This is a genomic window from Amycolatopsis sp. NPDC034160 (genome assembly GCF_055575355.1).
This window is the reverse complement of the sequence record NZ_JBVISU010000040.1, coordinates 1-13,304: the sequence shown is the minus strand read 5'-3', so window position 1 is coordinate 13,304 and position 13,304 is coordinate 1. Positions and strand designations below refer to the sequence as shown.

Annotated in this window: 15 protein-coding genes; 4 read left to right on the top strand and 11 right to left on the bottom strand. The window is 69.7% G+C overall.

The genetic code is table 11. From position 1 onward, the window contains the following. Nucleotides 1–31: 31 nt before the first annotated feature. The 3 genes from ruvB to ruvC are packed head-to-tail and all read right to left on the bottom strand — an operon-like array spanning nt 32 to nt 2,312. A complete protein-coding gene (ruvB, locus tag ACZ54P_RS40110; RefSeq protein WP_465466856.1) occupies nt 32–1,108 on the bottom strand; it encodes a Holliday junction branch migration DNA helicase RuvB in 1,077 nt (358 codons plus the stop codon). An 8-nt stretch (nt 1,109–1,116) separates the two neighbouring features. Continuing rightward, nucleotides 1,117–1,716 carry a Holliday junction branch migration protein RuvA gene (gene ruvA / locus ACZ54P_RS40105; RefSeq protein ID WP_465466855.1) on the bottom strand — a complete coding sequence of 200 codons (600 nt, stop codon included), beginning with the start codon at nt 1,714–1,716 and terminating at the stop codon, nt 1,117–1,119. Next, nucleotides 1,713–2,312 carry a crossover junction endodeoxyribonuclease RuvC gene (gene ruvC, locus ACZ54P_RS40100; RefSeq protein ID WP_465466854.1) on the bottom strand — a complete coding sequence of 200 codons (600 nt, stop codon included), beginning with the start codon at nt 2,310–2,312 and terminating at the stop codon, nt 1,713–1,715. The genes ruvA and ruvC overlap by 4 nt, the downstream gene beginning before the upstream one ends. 78 nt (nt 2,313–2,390) lie before the next feature. Between ruvC and ACZ54P_RS40095 the strand changes: the two genes are divergently transcribed. Continuing rightward, complete coding sequence (locus tag ACZ54P_RS40095) at nt 2,391–2,840, top strand: cupin domain-containing protein (RefSeq protein WP_465466853.1); 450 nt, start codon at nt 2,391–2,393, stop codon at nt 2,838–2,840. Between the two features lie 237 nt (nt 2,841–3,077). On the opposite strand, the gene ACZ54P_RS40090 is transcribed toward ACZ54P_RS40095, so the two are convergent. The 5 genes from ACZ54P_RS40090 to ACZ54P_RS40070 form a co-directional block, all read right to left on the bottom strand. Further along, complete coding sequence (locus ACZ54P_RS40090; RefSeq protein WP_465466852.1) at nt 3,078–3,608, bottom strand: DUF4262 domain-containing protein; 531 nt, start codon at nt 3,606–3,608, stop codon at nt 3,078–3,080. A 67-nt stretch (nt 3,609–3,675) separates the two neighbouring features. Further along, nucleotides 3,676–4,425 carry a YebC/PmpR family DNA-binding transcriptional regulator gene (locus tag ACZ54P_RS40085; protein ID WP_465466851.1) on the bottom strand — a complete coding sequence of 250 codons (750 nt, stop codon included), beginning with the start codon at nt 4,423–4,425 and terminating at the stop codon, nt 3,676–3,678. Between the two features lie 51 nt (nt 4,426–4,476). Next, a complete protein-coding gene (pdxT, locus tag ACZ54P_RS40080) occupies nt 4,477–5,106 on the bottom strand; it encodes a pyridoxal 5'-phosphate synthase glutaminase subunit PdxT (protein ID WP_465466850.1) in 630 nt (209 codons plus the stop codon). Between the two features lie 54 nt (nt 5,107–5,160). Continuing rightward, on the bottom strand, nt 5,161–5,481 hold the full coding sequence (locus tag ACZ54P_RS40075) for an AzlD domain-containing protein (protein ID WP_465466849.1): 321 nt from the start codon (nt 5,479–5,481) through the stop codon (nt 5,161–5,163). Then, nucleotides 5,481–6,194 (bottom strand): AzlC family ABC transporter permease, encoded by a 714-nt coding sequence (locus ACZ54P_RS40070; RefSeq protein ID WP_465466848.1) that lies wholly within the window; start codon nt 6,192–6,194, stop codon nt 5,481–5,483. Before ACZ54P_RS40070 ends, ACZ54P_RS40075 begins: the two co-directional genes overlap by 1 nt. A 68-nt stretch (nt 6,195–6,262) precedes the next feature. On the opposite strand from ACZ54P_RS40070, the gene ACZ54P_RS40065 reads away from it, so the two are divergent. After that, a complete protein-coding gene (locus ACZ54P_RS40065; protein WP_465466847.1) occupies nt 6,263–6,829 on the top strand; it encodes a helix-turn-helix domain-containing protein in 567 nt (188 codons plus the stop codon). On the opposite strand, the gene ACZ54P_RS40060 is transcribed toward ACZ54P_RS40065, so the two are convergent. Further along, entirely contained in the window at nt 6,830–8,206 is a 1,377-nt protein-coding gene (locus ACZ54P_RS40060) for an APC family permease (RefSeq protein ID WP_465466846.1), read from the bottom strand. It lies immediately after the preceding gene. Between the two features lie 149 nt (nt 8,207–8,355). On the opposite strand from ACZ54P_RS40060, the gene ACZ54P_RS40055 reads away from it, so the two are divergent. Together ACZ54P_RS40055 and ACZ54P_RS40050 are read left to right on the top strand one after the other, a co-directional pair. Further along, entirely contained in the window at nt 8,356–8,967 is a 612-nt protein-coding gene (locus tag ACZ54P_RS40055; protein WP_465466845.1) for a TetR/AcrR family transcriptional regulator, read from the top strand. Further along, nucleotides 8,964–10,028 (top strand): DmpA family aminopeptidase, encoded by a 1,065-nt coding sequence (locus ACZ54P_RS40050; RefSeq protein ID WP_465466844.1) that lies wholly within the window; start codon nt 8,964–8,966, stop codon nt 10,026–10,028. The genes ACZ54P_RS40055 and ACZ54P_RS40050 overlap by 4 nt, the downstream gene beginning before the upstream one ends. Nucleotides 10,029–10,101: 73 nt before the next feature. On the opposite strand, the gene ACZ54P_RS40045 is transcribed toward ACZ54P_RS40050, so the two are convergent. Both ACZ54P_RS40045 and ACZ54P_RS40040 read right to left on the bottom strand, forming a co-directional pair. Beyond that, on the bottom strand, nt 10,102–12,888 hold the full coding sequence (locus ACZ54P_RS40045; protein WP_465466843.1) for an AfsR/SARP family transcriptional regulator: 2,787 nt from the start codon (nt 12,886–12,888) through the stop codon (nt 10,102–10,104). Between the two features lie 43 nt (nt 12,889–12,931). Beyond that, nucleotides 12,932–13,126 carry a hypothetical protein gene (locus ACZ54P_RS40040; RefSeq protein WP_465466842.1) on the bottom strand — a complete coding sequence of 65 codons (195 nt, stop codon included), beginning with the start codon at nt 13,124–13,126 and terminating at the stop codon, nt 12,932–12,934. Nucleotides 13,127–13,304: the final 178 nt, after the last annotated feature.

Genomic DNA, 13,304 nt, shown 5'->3' with positions numbered 1-13,304 from the left:
CCACGGGCCCCGTACCGCGTGCACGGTCCGGTCAGTCCTGGTCGAACAGGGTCGGTCCGCCCTGCTCGCCACGCGTGGCACCGGCCGGAGCCGTCAGTCCGAGGTGTTCCCAAGCGGCCGCCGTGGCGACCCGGCCGCGAGGAGTGCGGGCGAGCATACCGGCGCGGACCAGGTAAGGCTCACACACCTCTTCGACGGTGGTCGGTTCTTCCCCCACCGCGACGGCCAGTGTCGACACGCCGACCGGACCGCCGCCGAAGGAGCGTACGAGCGCCGTCAGCACCGCGCGGTCGAGCCGGTCGAGGCCGAGTTCGTCGACGTCGTAGACCTCCAGTGCGGCACGCGCGATCTTGCGCGTGACCTTGCCGTCGGCCCGGACCTCGGCGTAGTCGCGCACCCGCCGCAGCAGCCGGTTCGCGATCCGGGGGGTGCCACGGGATCGGCGGGCGATCTCCGCACAGCCGTCGCGGTCGATGTCGACGTCGAGAATCGTGGCGGCGCGGCGCGCGACGAGTTCCAGTTCGCTGTCGGTGTAGAACTCCATCTGACCGGTGAAACCGAACCGGTCCCGCAGCGGACCGGTCAGCGAACCGGACCGCGTCGTGGCCCCGACCAGCGTGAACGGCGCGATCTCCAGCGGGATGCTGGTCGCACCCGGTCCCTTGCCGACGACGACGTCGACGCGAAAATCCTCCATCGCGAGGTACAGCATTTCCTCGGCGGGGCGGGCGATGCGGTGGATCTCGTCGATGAACAGCACGTCGCCGGGCGCCAGGTTGGACAGCATCGCGGCGAGGTCGCCCGCGCGTTCCAGCGCCGGGCCGGAGGTGATCCGGATGGCGGCGTTGAGTTCGGCGGCGACGATCATCGCCATACTGGTCTTGCCCAGTCCGGGCGGTCCGGAGAGCAGGACGTGGTCCGGCGGGACCCCGCGGCGGCGCGCGCTCTCCAGTACGAGTTCGAGCTGTTCGCGTACCCGCGGCTGGCCGATGAACTCGTCGAGTTTGCGCGGGCGCAGTGTGGTCTCGACCTCGCGTTCGCCGGTCTGCGGCAGCGCCGAAAGCGTCTCTTCCTCGGCGTCGAAATCCGTCACGGCCTCATAGTCCATGTGGCTCGTTACCGCTTACGCCCGAGGGTGGCCAACGCGGCACGCAGCACGGAGGACGTCGTATGCCCGTCGCCCTCGCTGAGCACCTTGTCGACGGCCTGCTCGGCCTGCTTGGCCGGGAAACCGAGACCCGCGAGCGCTTCGACGACCTCGCTGCGGAGCACGCCGGGTGCGGCGACCACCGGGGAGCCGTCGGTCGGGCCGGCGAGCGCGGTGACCTTGTCGCGCAGTTCGAGGGTCAGCCGCTCCGCGCCCTTGCGGCCGATGCCGGGCACCTGGGTCAGCACGGTGATGTTGCCCTCGACCAAGGCGGATCGCAGTTTGTCCGGATCGAGCACCGCCAGCGTCGCCAGTGCGAGCCGCGGGCCGATCCCGGAGACCGTCTGCAGCAGGCCGAACAGCTCGCGGGCGTCGGCGTCGGCGAACCCGAACAGCGTCAAGGAATCCTCGCGGACCACCAGCGCGGTGTGCAGCATCGCCTCTTCTCCGCGGCGAAGCGTCGCGAGAGTGGCCGGTGTGGCCTGCACGGCGAAGCCGACTCCCCCGACCTCGATCACCACGTGGTCGAGACCGATGGAGAGGATTTCTCCGCGTACCGAGGAGATCATCGAGCCGCTCCCTGCGTCTTTGCTTCTTGCTTTTTGGCGCGCTGTGCCGCGGCGGCGAGCCTGGCCTTGTGGTTCTTGGCGATCTCGGCCGCCCTGGCCTCGGCTTCGGCGAGGCGGACCCGCATCGGTTCGCGCCAGAGGTGGCAGATGGCGAGCGCGAGCGCGTCCGCGGCGTCGGCCGGATGCGGTTTGACCTCGAGGTTGAGCAGTCGCATCACCATACCGGTGACCTGTGCCTTGTCCGCACGGCCGGAACCGGTGACGGCCGCCTTGACCTCACTCGGCGTGTGGAACACGACCGGCAGACCGCGCCGGGCGGCCGCGAGCGCGACGATCCCGCCCGCCTGCGCGGTGCCCATCGCGGTGCGCACGTTGTGCTGCGCGAAAACCCGTTCCACGGCGACGGCTTCGGGCTGGTAGCGATCCATCCACCGCTCGACGGCGTCGGAGATTCCCAGCAGGCGCACGGAAAGGTCGTCGTCCGGCGAGGTCCGCACGACGTCGACCGCCACCGCGCGGACGGTGCGGCCCGTGCCGCCGTCGACCACACCGAGTCCGCACCTGGTCAGACCGGGGTCGACCCCGAGTACCCGCACGCGTTTCCCTTCGCCGTTCCCACGAACATCCGTTCGAGCCTGAGGCTACCCGGGGATCCCTCCGGGCAAGATGAGGACATGCCGAGCCTCGACGAGTTCACCGTTCATCTGGGTCTCCAGCCACTGCCCGTGGAAGGTGGCCGCTGGGCGCAGAGCTGGCGCGACGAAACCGCGTCGGCGATCTACTACCTGCTGGCCCCACCGGAAACGTCGGCGCCGCACCGGCTGGACCGGCTGGAGATCTACGCCCATCACGCGGGCGCGCCGGTGCGGATGCTGCTGCTGTTCCCGGACGGGCGGGTCTCGCGGCCGGTGCTGGGGCCGGACGTCGCGGCCGGTCAGCGGCCGCAGGTGGTGGTGCCGGCCGGGGTGTGGCAGGCGTCGGTCAGTACCGGTGAGTGGAGCCTGCTCGGCACCGTGGTGGTGCCGCCCTATACGGACGACTGTGTGGAGTTCCGGTCCGCTTCGGCGCTGGCCGCCGAGTGGCCGGACGCCGCCGAAGACCTGGCACCTTGGCTGGAGCTCTAGTCGGGTTGGTCGTGAGTGGCGATTCGGGTTCTAACCCGAATCGCCACTCACGACCACCTGGACCGACGGCCCACCGCCGCCCTCCCGCCTAAGTACCTGGGGAAGGGGGCCTTCACGCGCCGTCGTGGTGACTGGCGGTGCTGCTGAGGCTCGTGATGGCCTTCCCGGACGGATGAAGGGGCCTTTCATTGCAAATTTTGCAATGAAAGGCCCCTTCATCTCAAGCCTCAGCACACCTCAGGGGCCGTCGACGCCCGGCGTCCAGCTCTCCGGGTCGCCGGATTCGGTCAGCACCGGCTGGTGCCGCGCGAAGCCCTCCGGCGCGTCGGGATGCCAGGGGAAGTGCCCGTCGGGTGTGGCGACGATCAGCTGCAGTGCCGGGAAGTCCCCGTCCGGGTAGATCAGGAACGCGCTCCCGAAGTATTCGGGATAGTGCCCCTTCGCGACCCGCTCGAAGACCACCGGCGCGCCCTCGAAGAAATCGTCGTAGCGCTTGCCGACCTCGAAGATCTCACCGTTGGCCGCGCGGTCGACGTAGGCGTCGAGCAGGACCGGCCCCATGTGCTCGGGCAGCCCGATCACGACCGCTTCCGCGACGCTGTGCAGCGCCCAGGCGCACGCGGTGAAGCAGAAGCCGGTTTCCTCCTCGTCGCCCGCGACCGCGATGACCGCGTTCCCTCTCGCCTGCGCCTGCGACTCGATCCAGTGGATGAGTTCGGTTTCTTCGGCGGTGAGGGCATCGGCTTCGGAGGTCGTCACGCGCGACATTCTGCCCCACCTCCGCGCCCGCACCTAGCCCCGGGACGGACTTTCCCCGGCATGCCTGGAAAAACGATCAGCCGACTTCCGCCATGACTTCATCGGAAACGTCGAAGTTCGCGTAAACGTTCTGCACGTCGTCGCAGTCCTCAAGCGCGTCGATGAGCTTGAAGACCTTCTTCGCGCCCTCGACGTCCAGCGGGACGCTGACCGACGGCAGGAAGGTGAGATCCGCGGACTCGTACTCGAAACCGGCCTCCTGCAAGGCTTTCCGAACCGGGACGAGATCGGTGGCCTCGGAGACGATCTCGAAGTTCTCGTCGAGTTCGTTGACCTCTTCGGCGCCAGCGTCGAGCACGGCCATGAGGACGTCGTCCTCGGCGGCGTCACCCTTGGGCATGATCACGACGCCCTTGCGGTTGAACATGTAGGCGACCGAACCCGGGTCGGCGAGGGAGCCGTTGTTCCGGGTGAGCGCGGTCCGTACCTCCATGGCGGCGCGGTTCTTGTTGTCGGTGAGGCATTCGATCAGCACGGCCACCCCGTTCGGGCCGTAGCCTTCGTAGGTGATGGTCTGCCAGTCGGCGCCACCCGCCTCTTCACCGGCACCGCGTTTACGGGCGCGCTCGATGTTGTCCTGCGGGACCGAGTTCTTCTTCGCCTTCTGGATGGCGTCGTAGAGCGTCGGATTGCCATCCGGGTCGCCACCGCCGGTCCGTGCCGCCACCTCGATGTTCTTGATCAACCGGGCGAAGAGCTTGCCGCGCTTCGCGTCCAGGTTGGCCTTCTTGTGCTTCGTGGTGGCCCACTTGGAGTGGCCGCTCATCTCTCCTCCATCTACTCCTGTGCCCGCCGCTGAGCACAGTGTCGGTTTTGCTTAAGCCTGCCGCACGAGGTCGACGAACAGCCTGTGCACGCGCTCGTCCCCGGTGAGTTCGGGATGGAACGACGTGGCGAGTACCGCCCCCTGCCGGACCGCGACGATCCTAGCGGCCACGTCGTCCGAGCCGGGTATTTCGGCGACACTGGCGAGTACTTCCACCCCGTCGCCCGCCTTCTCCACCCACGGGGCGCGGATGAACACGGCGTGCACCGGGCCGCCTTCGATACCGGTGAAGTCGAGGTCGGCTTCGAACGAGTCGACCTGCCGTCCGAACGCGTTGCGCCGGACGACGACGTCGAGTCCGCCGAGTTGCCGCTGGTCAGGCCGTCCGTCGAGGGCCTGGCGGGCGAGCAGGATCATCCCGGCACAGGAGCCGAACGCGGGCAGTCCGGCCGCGATGCGTTCCTGCAGGGGTTCGAGCAGCTCGAAGCTCTCCAGGAGCCTCGACATGGTGGTGGATTCCCCGCCCGGCAGCACTAGACCGTCCACTTCGGACAGTTCACTGGCGCGGCGGACGGGCAGCGCACGGGCGCCCGCGCGCTCCACCATCGCGGCGTGCTCCCGCACGTCACCCTGCAGTGCGAGCACGCCGACCACCGGCCGTGCCCCCGTCGCGATCGCCACTCGACCTCCCGGAAGACCTTCCCCCCAGCTTAGGCGGCCCGGGGAACGGCCAGGTCAGGGGACCCCGGCGAGCCGCAGCAGGGCGGCGGTCGCGGCGGCCGCGACGACGACCAGGGCGAACGGGGCCTTGCGCCACGCGAGCACGCCACCGACCAGGACACCGGCGGGCCGGGCGTAACCGGCGAATTCGTGTCCCTCGGTCAGCGCGGCGACCGCGACCAGCGCGGCCAGCAGGACGACGGCCGAGCGTGTCATCAGCTTCTCGGCCCTCGGCGAAACCGTGAACCGCGCCTTCAGCACCGGTCCGGCGAAGCGGAAGGCAAAGGTCCCGACGGCGAGCACGGCGCCCGCGATGATCAAGTCCAGCGGGTCCATCAGTGCACTCCCTCGGGCTCACGGTCGGCGGGTTCCTTCGCGGCGACCCCGGCCAGTACGCCGACCAGCGCGAGCAGCACCGGCAGCCCGGCGGGCAGGAACGGCGTCGTGGCCAGCGCGACGGCCACCCCCAGGAACACGGGCAGCCGGGTGGCACGGTCGCGCAGTGACGGCAGGACCAGGGCGAGCAGGACCGCGGGGAAGGCCGCGTCGAGACCGAACGCGTCGGTGTCACTGATCGCGGTCCCGGCGTACGCGCCGGCGACGACCCCGACGTTCCAGCAGACGAACAGGCCGATCCCGCAGACCCAGTAAGCGGCCCGCCGCCGTTCCTCGTCCCGCTGGGCCAGCGCGAACGCGACCGATTCGTCGATCATGAGATGACTGCCGACGAGCCTGGTCGACCAGCGCTTCCCCAGGACGTCGCCGATCGCGAAGCCGAACGGCAGATGCCGCGCGTTGGCCAGCAGACCCGCCACGACGGCCGCGACCGGGCTGCCACCAGCGGCGATGATGCCGACGAACATGAACTGCGAGGCACCGGCGAAGACCAGCACCGAAAGCAGCATCGGCGCCCAGATCGGGAAGCCGGAGCCCACCGCGATCGCGCCGTAGGAGATCCCGACAATGGTGTCGGCGAGGCAGACCAGCCCGATGTCACGGAGAAGATCGCGCCCCAGGACACGAGTGGTTGTTCGCCATATCGAACGCATAGCGTCATACAATGAACGAACGCAGCCGTGTTCGTCAAGGCGAACGCAACGACCGATGGAGCGAACACATGTCCCCGACCGCGTCCGACGGCGCACCACTGGACGTGATCGCCACGTCCCTGCGCCGGGAACGCGCCCGCACCGGGCTGTCCCTCACCGAGGTCGCCAAACGCGCCGGCATCGCGAAGTCGACCCTCTCCCAGCTGGAGTCCGGGTCCGGGAACCCGAGCGTCGAGACGATCTGGGCGTTGTGCGTCGCGCTCGACGTCCCGTTCTCCCGGGTGGTCGAGCCCGAACGCCCCCGGGTGCAGGTCATCCGTTCCGGCAGCGGGCCGACGGTGTTCGCCGAACACGCCGACTACGCGTGCACGCTGCTCAGCTCCTGCCCACCCGGTGCCCGGCGCGACGTCTATCTGATTCGCGCCGAGCCCGGGAAGCCGAGGCTTTCGGATCCGCACATGAGCGGCGTCGTCGAGCACATGATCCTCAGCGCCGGGCGGGCCAGGGTCGGACCGCAAGACGATCCGGTCGAGCTGCTGCCTGGTGACTACATCTGCTATCCCGGCGACATCCCGCACATCTTCGAGGCGCTCGAACCGGGCACCTACGGCGTGGAGATCGCGGAGTACACCTGATCACGCAGGCTCCTCGGCCTTCTCTTCGGTGACGTCGGCGAGCTTCCAGCCACCCCTCCGTCGCAGCACGAAGACGTAGTACGCGATCGACAGCAGGGCGACGCAGGCCGTGACGATCAGGCTCGGCCTGCCCACCGCCGGGTCGAGCAGGTTCTGGTAGACCACGAACACCAGGACGGCCAGCGCCAGCACCGGCGCGACCGGGAACCAGGGCATCCGGTACTTGGCGTGCGCGGTCGCGCCGGTGCGACGGCCGACGATCGCCCCGAGGCACAGCGCCGCGTAGACCGCCACGATCGACGTGCTCGTCACGACCAGCAGCAGTTTCGGATCGACGAAGCAGAGCAGCGCGGCCACCAGCCCGGTGCCGACGGTGGCCACCCACGGCGTCCCGAACTTCGGATGCACGGCGGACAGCGCGCGGTTGACCGGCGAAGGCCACGCGCGGTCGCGGCCGCTGCTGAACAGCATCCGCGAACTGATCAGCACGATCGCCAGCACCGCGTTGATGATCGCGAGCGCGACCGCCAGGCCGAGCACGGTGTCGAGCGTGCCGCCGCCACGCGCGTCGATGAAGTAGGACAGCATGTTCCCCGAGGCGAACAACGCGTTCAGATCGGGCGCGCCGAGCAGCACGGCGGTCACCGGGACCAGTTCGGCGACGACCGTGATGCCGAGCGCGAACAGGATCGCGCGGGCGATCCCGCGGGAGGCGTCCTGCGTCTCCTCGCCGAAGTACACCGCCGAGCCGTAGCCGTTGTAGGCGAAGATCGCGACCGAGGTGGCGATCGCGATGGCGCCGACCGTGGCCGGGCCGCCGTCCGGGGCGACCGGATGCGCGAGCAGTTCGCCGAACGAGCGTGCCGGATTCAGCAGGCCGAGTGCGCTGACCACGATCAGCGCGAGGATCTCGATCGCCAGGAAGATCCCGGTGACCCAGGCGTTGAGCTTGATGTCGAACACCCCGACCACGGCGGCGACCGCGCACGTCACCGCCGCGATCACCGGGCCGGGCACCCCGGGCATCAGCACCCCGAGGTAGGTGCCGACACCGAGCGCGATCACCGCGACGATGAGCACCTGGGTGATGATCATCAGGCCCAGTACGGCGAACCCCGGCAGCCTGCCGAGGGTGCGGGTGACGATCGCGTATTCCCCGCCCGCCAGCGGGAAGGCCGAGGCGAGTTCCGCGTAGACGAAGGCCATGAACACGCCGACGACCGCGGCGGCCACGAAGCTGTAGAAGGCGCCCGTACCGGCGCCGGAGACGACCCCCGGCGCGATGATGAAGACCGACGAGGCCGGGCTGATCGCGGACAGCGTGATGAGCAGCGTGCCGAGGGTGCGCAGACCGCGGCGAAGAGCGGGAGTGGACACGGCCGACCTCCAGTGGGGGCGGGAATCGGTTCTTTGAGTCTCCTTCGAAGAACTGTTGAGCACGCATCAAAGGCTGTTCTCCGTGTGACGTCAAGAGCCGATTCGGATCCGGGGTTGCGTTTTTTGAACAAGATTCGAAGAATGGGTCCATGGCAAGACCGAGTAAGGCCCCGGAGCGACGAGCCGAGCTGATCGAGGTGGCGAGACGCGCCGTCCTCGAACGCGGGGTGCTGAACCTGCGGCTGCGGGACATCGCCGACGGCGCGGGCATGTCGTCCGGATCGATCCTGTACTACTTCCCCACCCTCGACGACCTGCTCCAAGAGGTGCAACGGGAGGCAGTCGCGCGCTTCTGCTCGGCGAGGGAACAGGCCGCCGCCGCGAAGTCGGATCCCGGCGAGCGGCTGCGCTCGATGATCCGCAGCGGCCTGCCGACCGGCCCGGACGACGAACTCTGCGTGCTGCTCTACGAACTCGGCACCATCGCCCGTCGCGATCCCGTGTACGCGGCCCGCCACATCACGCTTTTCGAGCAGCAGGTGCGGATCTACACCGGCATCCTCGAAGCCGGTGCGGCCACCGGCGACTTCACCCTGACCGCCGACGCGGTGTCGATCGCGCGGAACCTGGTCGCGCTGGAAGACGGCTACGGCCTGCACCTCACGCAGGCCGTGCCGACACTGGAAACCGCCACCGCCGAAGCGATGTTGCTCTCCTACGCCCGCACCGCCACCGCGCACCCCTTGGAGGACCGGCCATGACCCGCGCCCGCGACCTGGGTGTCCCCCTGCCCGGCCGGACCGGCGAGCACAACGCGCTCACCGACGTTCCCGGCGTCGAGGTCGGTTTCACGACGCTCGTCGAGGGCGACTCGGTGCGCACCGGTGTCACCGCCGTCCTGCCGCGCGGACGCGAGGATTTCGCCGTACCGTGCGCGGCCGGGACGTATGCCCTCAACGGCAACGGCGAGATGACCGGCACCGCTTGGCTGGCCGAGACCGGCTCGCTGACCCTGCCGGTGCTGATCACCTCGACGCACGCCGTAGGCCCGTGCCACCGCGGCGTGATCGACTGGGTGGTCCGTGAACGGCCCGACGTGGCCGCGGAATGGCTGCTGCCGGTGGTCGCCGAGACCTGGGACGGCTACCTGAACGACAGCACCGCGCCGACCATCCACAGTGGACATGCCATCGCCGCGATCGACGCCGCGCGGGGCGGAGGGCTCGAAGAAGGTTCCGTCGGCGGCGGGACCGGGATGACGTGCTACGGCTTCAAGGGCGGCACCGGCACGGCTTCGCGCCTGGTGTCCTATGGGGACGACGAGTACACGGTGGGTGCGTTGGTACAGGCCAACTTCGGCTCGCGCCGCGAACTCACCGTCGCGGGCGAACCGGTCGGGCTCGAACTGGGCGAGGACAACCCGATGGAGGAGGCCTGGACGGCTCCGTCCGGCGCGGGGTCGGTGATCGTGATCGTGGGCACCGACGCCCCTTTGCTGCCGGGCCAGTGCATCTCGCTCGCGCGCCGGGTTCCGCTCGGTCTCGCGCGCACCGGCACCACGGGCTCGCATTTCTCCGGCGACCTCTTCCTCGCCTTCAGCACGGCGAACGCCGGTGCGCTCACCAGCCGGTTCCCGCGCACCGAGGAGGCCGAGTACGAGAGCCTCCGGTTCGTTCCGTGGGGCAGGCTCGACCCGTTCTTCGAAGCCGTGGTGCAGGCGACCGAAGAGGCGGTGCTCAACGCGCTCTTCGCGAACGAGGAGATGACCGGTCACCGAGGTCACCGGGTCCCCGCACTCCCGACCTCACGCTGGCGCGCTTGACCCCGTGCGTTTAGTCCTCTGAATGCGGTAGTTGCGTGTGCAAGGACCGCATCCAGAGGACTAAACGGGTAGGTCAGGGACCGGACAGGGCGCCGAGCAGACGTGCGCAGGCGGCCGCGCTGCTGCGGTTGCCCGCCCCGGTGAACTGCGACGACGCGCCGGTCAGCACCTTCGCGGCGGCCCGCCGCTCCCCCAATGTCGTGTAGGTCCGGCCGATGTCGAGCCGGACCTGCGCGGCGCAGAGTTCGTCGGAGAGCGATTCGAGCAGTTCCAGCGCGCGACGCAGGCAGGACATCGCGCCGCGCGGGTCCCGGCGCCGCAGATGCAACTGTCCTTGCCTGCGCAGGACGAGCGCCATCCGGTGCGGGTCGTCCAGTTCGACACAGAGCCGCCAGGCCTCGTCCAGTTCCGCCTCGGCTTCGTCGAGCAGATCGAGTTCGGCGCTCGCGACGGCGTGCGACGTGTGGAGATGCGCCATGCCGAGCACGTCGCCGACTTCGGTGAAGATCGCCAGCGCGCGTTTCGCGGTCGCTCGCGACTCCTCGGGCCGCCCGGTCGACCGCGCGACGACGCAGAGCCCCGTCAGTGCCCTGGCCCGCCCGGCGGGATCGCCGACGCGTTCGCTGATCCGGTACGACTCGGTGAGCGCCCTGGTGGCCTCCGGATAGTCGTCCCAGTACAGGTGGAGCTGGCCGATTCCGCGTAGCAAGGCGGCTTCCCCGCGTGCGCATCCCGACGCCCTCGCCGCTTCGAGCGCGCGCCGGTGACACCGCGACCATTCCGCGTACAGTCCACTGTGGTCGAAGTAGGCCGCCGCGACGACGGCGATTTCCCAGGCCAGTTCCCCGAATCCCGCGTCCGCCGCGTGCGAGACGGCGGCTTCCAGCGCGGGAAGCTCGCGCTGAAACCACGAATGCGGTTCGGCCACCAGCGTTTCGTCGAGAGCGGTGCGGGCGGCCGTGCCCGGCTCGGGCCGGAGCACACTGCCGGGCAACCGATCCGCGGCCTTCTCCGCGAGCCAGAGCCACCCGCCGAGCACCCGTTCGACGGCGTCCGAGCGTTCGCGCTCCGGCTCCGCGCCCACCTCCTCGACGGCGAACGCGCGCAGCAGGTCGTGCACCCGATAGCGCGGCGTACCGATTGTGCGAGAGACCGGCTGGATCATGTGCCGGTGTCGCAGATCCTCGAGCGCGTCGACGGCGCGTTCGGGCTCGCCGCCATCGGCGAGCGCGGCCGCCCAGGCGGGGAAATCGGCCGCGGGCAGCAGACCCAGTCTGCGGAAGAGCCGCTGCCGATCCGGCGCCAGTTGGCGGTAGCCGAGGGAAAGACTGCTGCGGACCGCGAGATCCCCGGCACGAAGCCAATCGAGCCGCCGCCGTTCGACGGACAGCTCGACGGCGACATCGGCGAGTCTCCAGCCGGACCGGTCGCCGATCCGGCTCCCCACTATCCGCAACGCCAGCGGCAACCCGCCGCAGTACTCGAGAACCTGTTGAGCGGCAACGGACTCCTCATCGAAATCGCCACCGTCGGTGAGCCTCGCGAGCAGTGCGGCCGCGTCGGCTGACGGCAAGACGTCGACGGGGACCGAACGGCCGATTTCGAGGCCGTCCAGGGCGAACCTGCTCGTGACGAGTACCGCGCAGCCACCACCGGCGGGCAGCAGCGGCCGCAGCTGGGCCTCACCGGCGGCGTCGTCGAGGACCAGCAGGACCCGGCGCCCATGGACCAGACTCCGGAACAGGCAGGCGCTTTCGTCGACGTCGGCGGGGATCGCGTCGGAAGGAACGCCGAACGCGCGCAGGAATCCGGCGAGCACGGCCTCCGGCGACCGCGGTTCGTTCGTCGTGCCGCGGAGGGAGGCGTACAGCCTGCCGTCCGGATACGCGTCGGCCACCTCATGCGCGAGCCGGATCGCCAAGGAAGATTTCCCGATCCCGCCCGCACCGGTAAGCAACAGGACGCGCGGTGTCCCGAGGTTCCCCGCCGGGACCAGTTCCGCCAACAGGTCGCTGGCCAGCGCCTCGCGGCCGACGAAATCCGGAATGCCGGGCGGCAACTGGCTCGGCACCGTCGGTTCCCGGTACGCGGGATACTCGCGCGCGGTCATCCTCGGGCCGTCACGCAAGATCTCCTCCTGCAGCGCGCGGATCGCCGAGGATGGCTCGACACCCAGCTCGTCGACGAGCCTGCGGCGCCATTTCCCGTAGCTGTCGAGTGCCTCGGCCATCCGGCCCGCCCTGGCGAGCGCGGTCATCAGCTGCCCGCAGGTCCGCTCGCGGAACGGGGCCGCGGCGAGCATGTCGCGCAGTTCCGGCACCAGACGGTCGTGCTCGCCGAGCCCGAGTTCGGCCTCGACCCGGTCCTCCAGCACGGAAAGCCGCTGATCCTCCCAGCGCGCGAGGACCTCGGCCGCGACGGGGACTCCGGCGAGCACCGGCCCGCGCCACAGCGCGAGCGCTTCCCGGAACCGTCGCGCCGCCTCGCGGTGACTTCCGCGCTCGAGCAGTTCGCGGCCGTGGGCGGCCAGGCAGGCGAACCGGCCGCTGTCGGTCTCCTCCGGTCGTGCGTCGAGGAGGTACGCCGCTCCCCTGGTCAGGATCGGCTGATCGCCCAACGGTGACCGCAGAGCCCGGCGCAGCCCGGAAACCAGGCCCTGGACCTGCACTTTCGCCGACGGCGGCGGCGCCTCACCCCAGAGTTCGTCGATGATCCGGTCGCAGGTGACCAGTTGCCCGGCCTCGATGAGCAGCAGCGCGAAAAGCCGGCGGGCCTGCGGCGGACCGAGCGGGAGATCCGTGCCCTCCCACTCGGCGGCCGGCTCCCCCAGTAAGCGATAAAAGCGTGCTCCTGTTCTCATGAAGCCCCCTTTGATGTGACATCCAACTCAAGAGTGTCACGGCTCAGCGGCGGGAGGCGTCATCCGTTCGGGCGAATCGTTCGACGGTCGCGGCAGTGTCGGTCAGCGGGAGCACAGCAGCCACGTCGGCGTCCGGCGTCGCGCTTGCCGCCGCGCCGCTGAGCTGGGCCGCCAGTCCGGACGGCATCAGCGTGCGCTGGGAGCGGCCGATGAGAGCCGACCGGGCTCGAACATCCACAAAGGACACTACCTGGCGGCTGCGTGTCCGATTTACACCTTCCCCAGTACATGAAGGCCCCCTTCCTTGCGCTAGGCGCAAGAAAGGGGGCCATCATGTACTTCACGCCAGCAAGGCCGTCGGTCCAGGTGGTCGTGGGTGGCGATTCGGGTTCTAACCCGAATCGCCACTCACGACC

Bases quoted from the DNA above. Each gene is read 5' to 3' on its own strand.
- ACZ54P_RS40075 (WP_465466849.1), bottom strand. From the start codon at position 5,481: ATGGACCCGCTGGACTTGATCATCGCGGGCGCCGTGCTCGCCGTCGGG.
- ACZ54P_RS40055 (WP_465466845.1), top strand. From the start codon at position 8,356: ATGGCAAGACCGAGTAAGGCCCCGGAGCGACGAGCCGAGCTGATCGAG.
- ACZ54P_RS40045 (WP_465466843.1), bottom strand. From the start codon at position 12,888: ATGAGAACAGGAGCACGCTTTTATCGCTTACTGGGGGAGCCGGCCGCC.
- ACZ54P_RS40050 (WP_465466844.1), top strand. From the start codon at position 8,964: ATGACCCGCGCCCGCGACCTGGGTGTCCCCCTGCCCGGCCGGACCGGC.
- ruvB (WP_465466856.1), bottom strand. From the start codon at position 1,108: ATGGACTATGAGGCCGTGACGGATTTCGACGCCGAGGAAGAGACGCTT.
- ACZ54P_RS40085 (WP_465466851.1), bottom strand. From the start codon at position 4,425: ATGAGCGGCCACTCCAAGTGGGCCACCACGAAGCACAAGAAGGCCAAC.
- ACZ54P_RS40095 (WP_465466853.1), top strand. From the start codon at position 2,391: ATGCCGAGCCTCGACGAGTTCACCGTTCATCTGGGTCTCCAGCCACTG.
- ruvA (WP_465466855.1), bottom strand. From the start codon at position 1,716: ATGATCTCCTCGGTACGCGGAGAAATCCTCTCCATCGGTCTCGACCAC.
- ACZ54P_RS40070 (WP_465466848.1), bottom strand. From the start codon at position 6,194: ATGCGTTCGATATGGCGAACAACCACTCGTGTCCTGGGGCGCGATCTT.
- ACZ54P_RS40090 (WP_465466852.1), bottom strand. From the start codon at position 3,608: ATGTCGCGCGTGACGACCTCCGAAGCCGATGCCCTCACCGCCGAAGAA.
- ACZ54P_RS40065 (WP_465466847.1), top strand. From the start codon at position 6,263: ATGTCCCCGACCGCGTCCGACGGCGCACCACTGGACGTGATCGCCACG.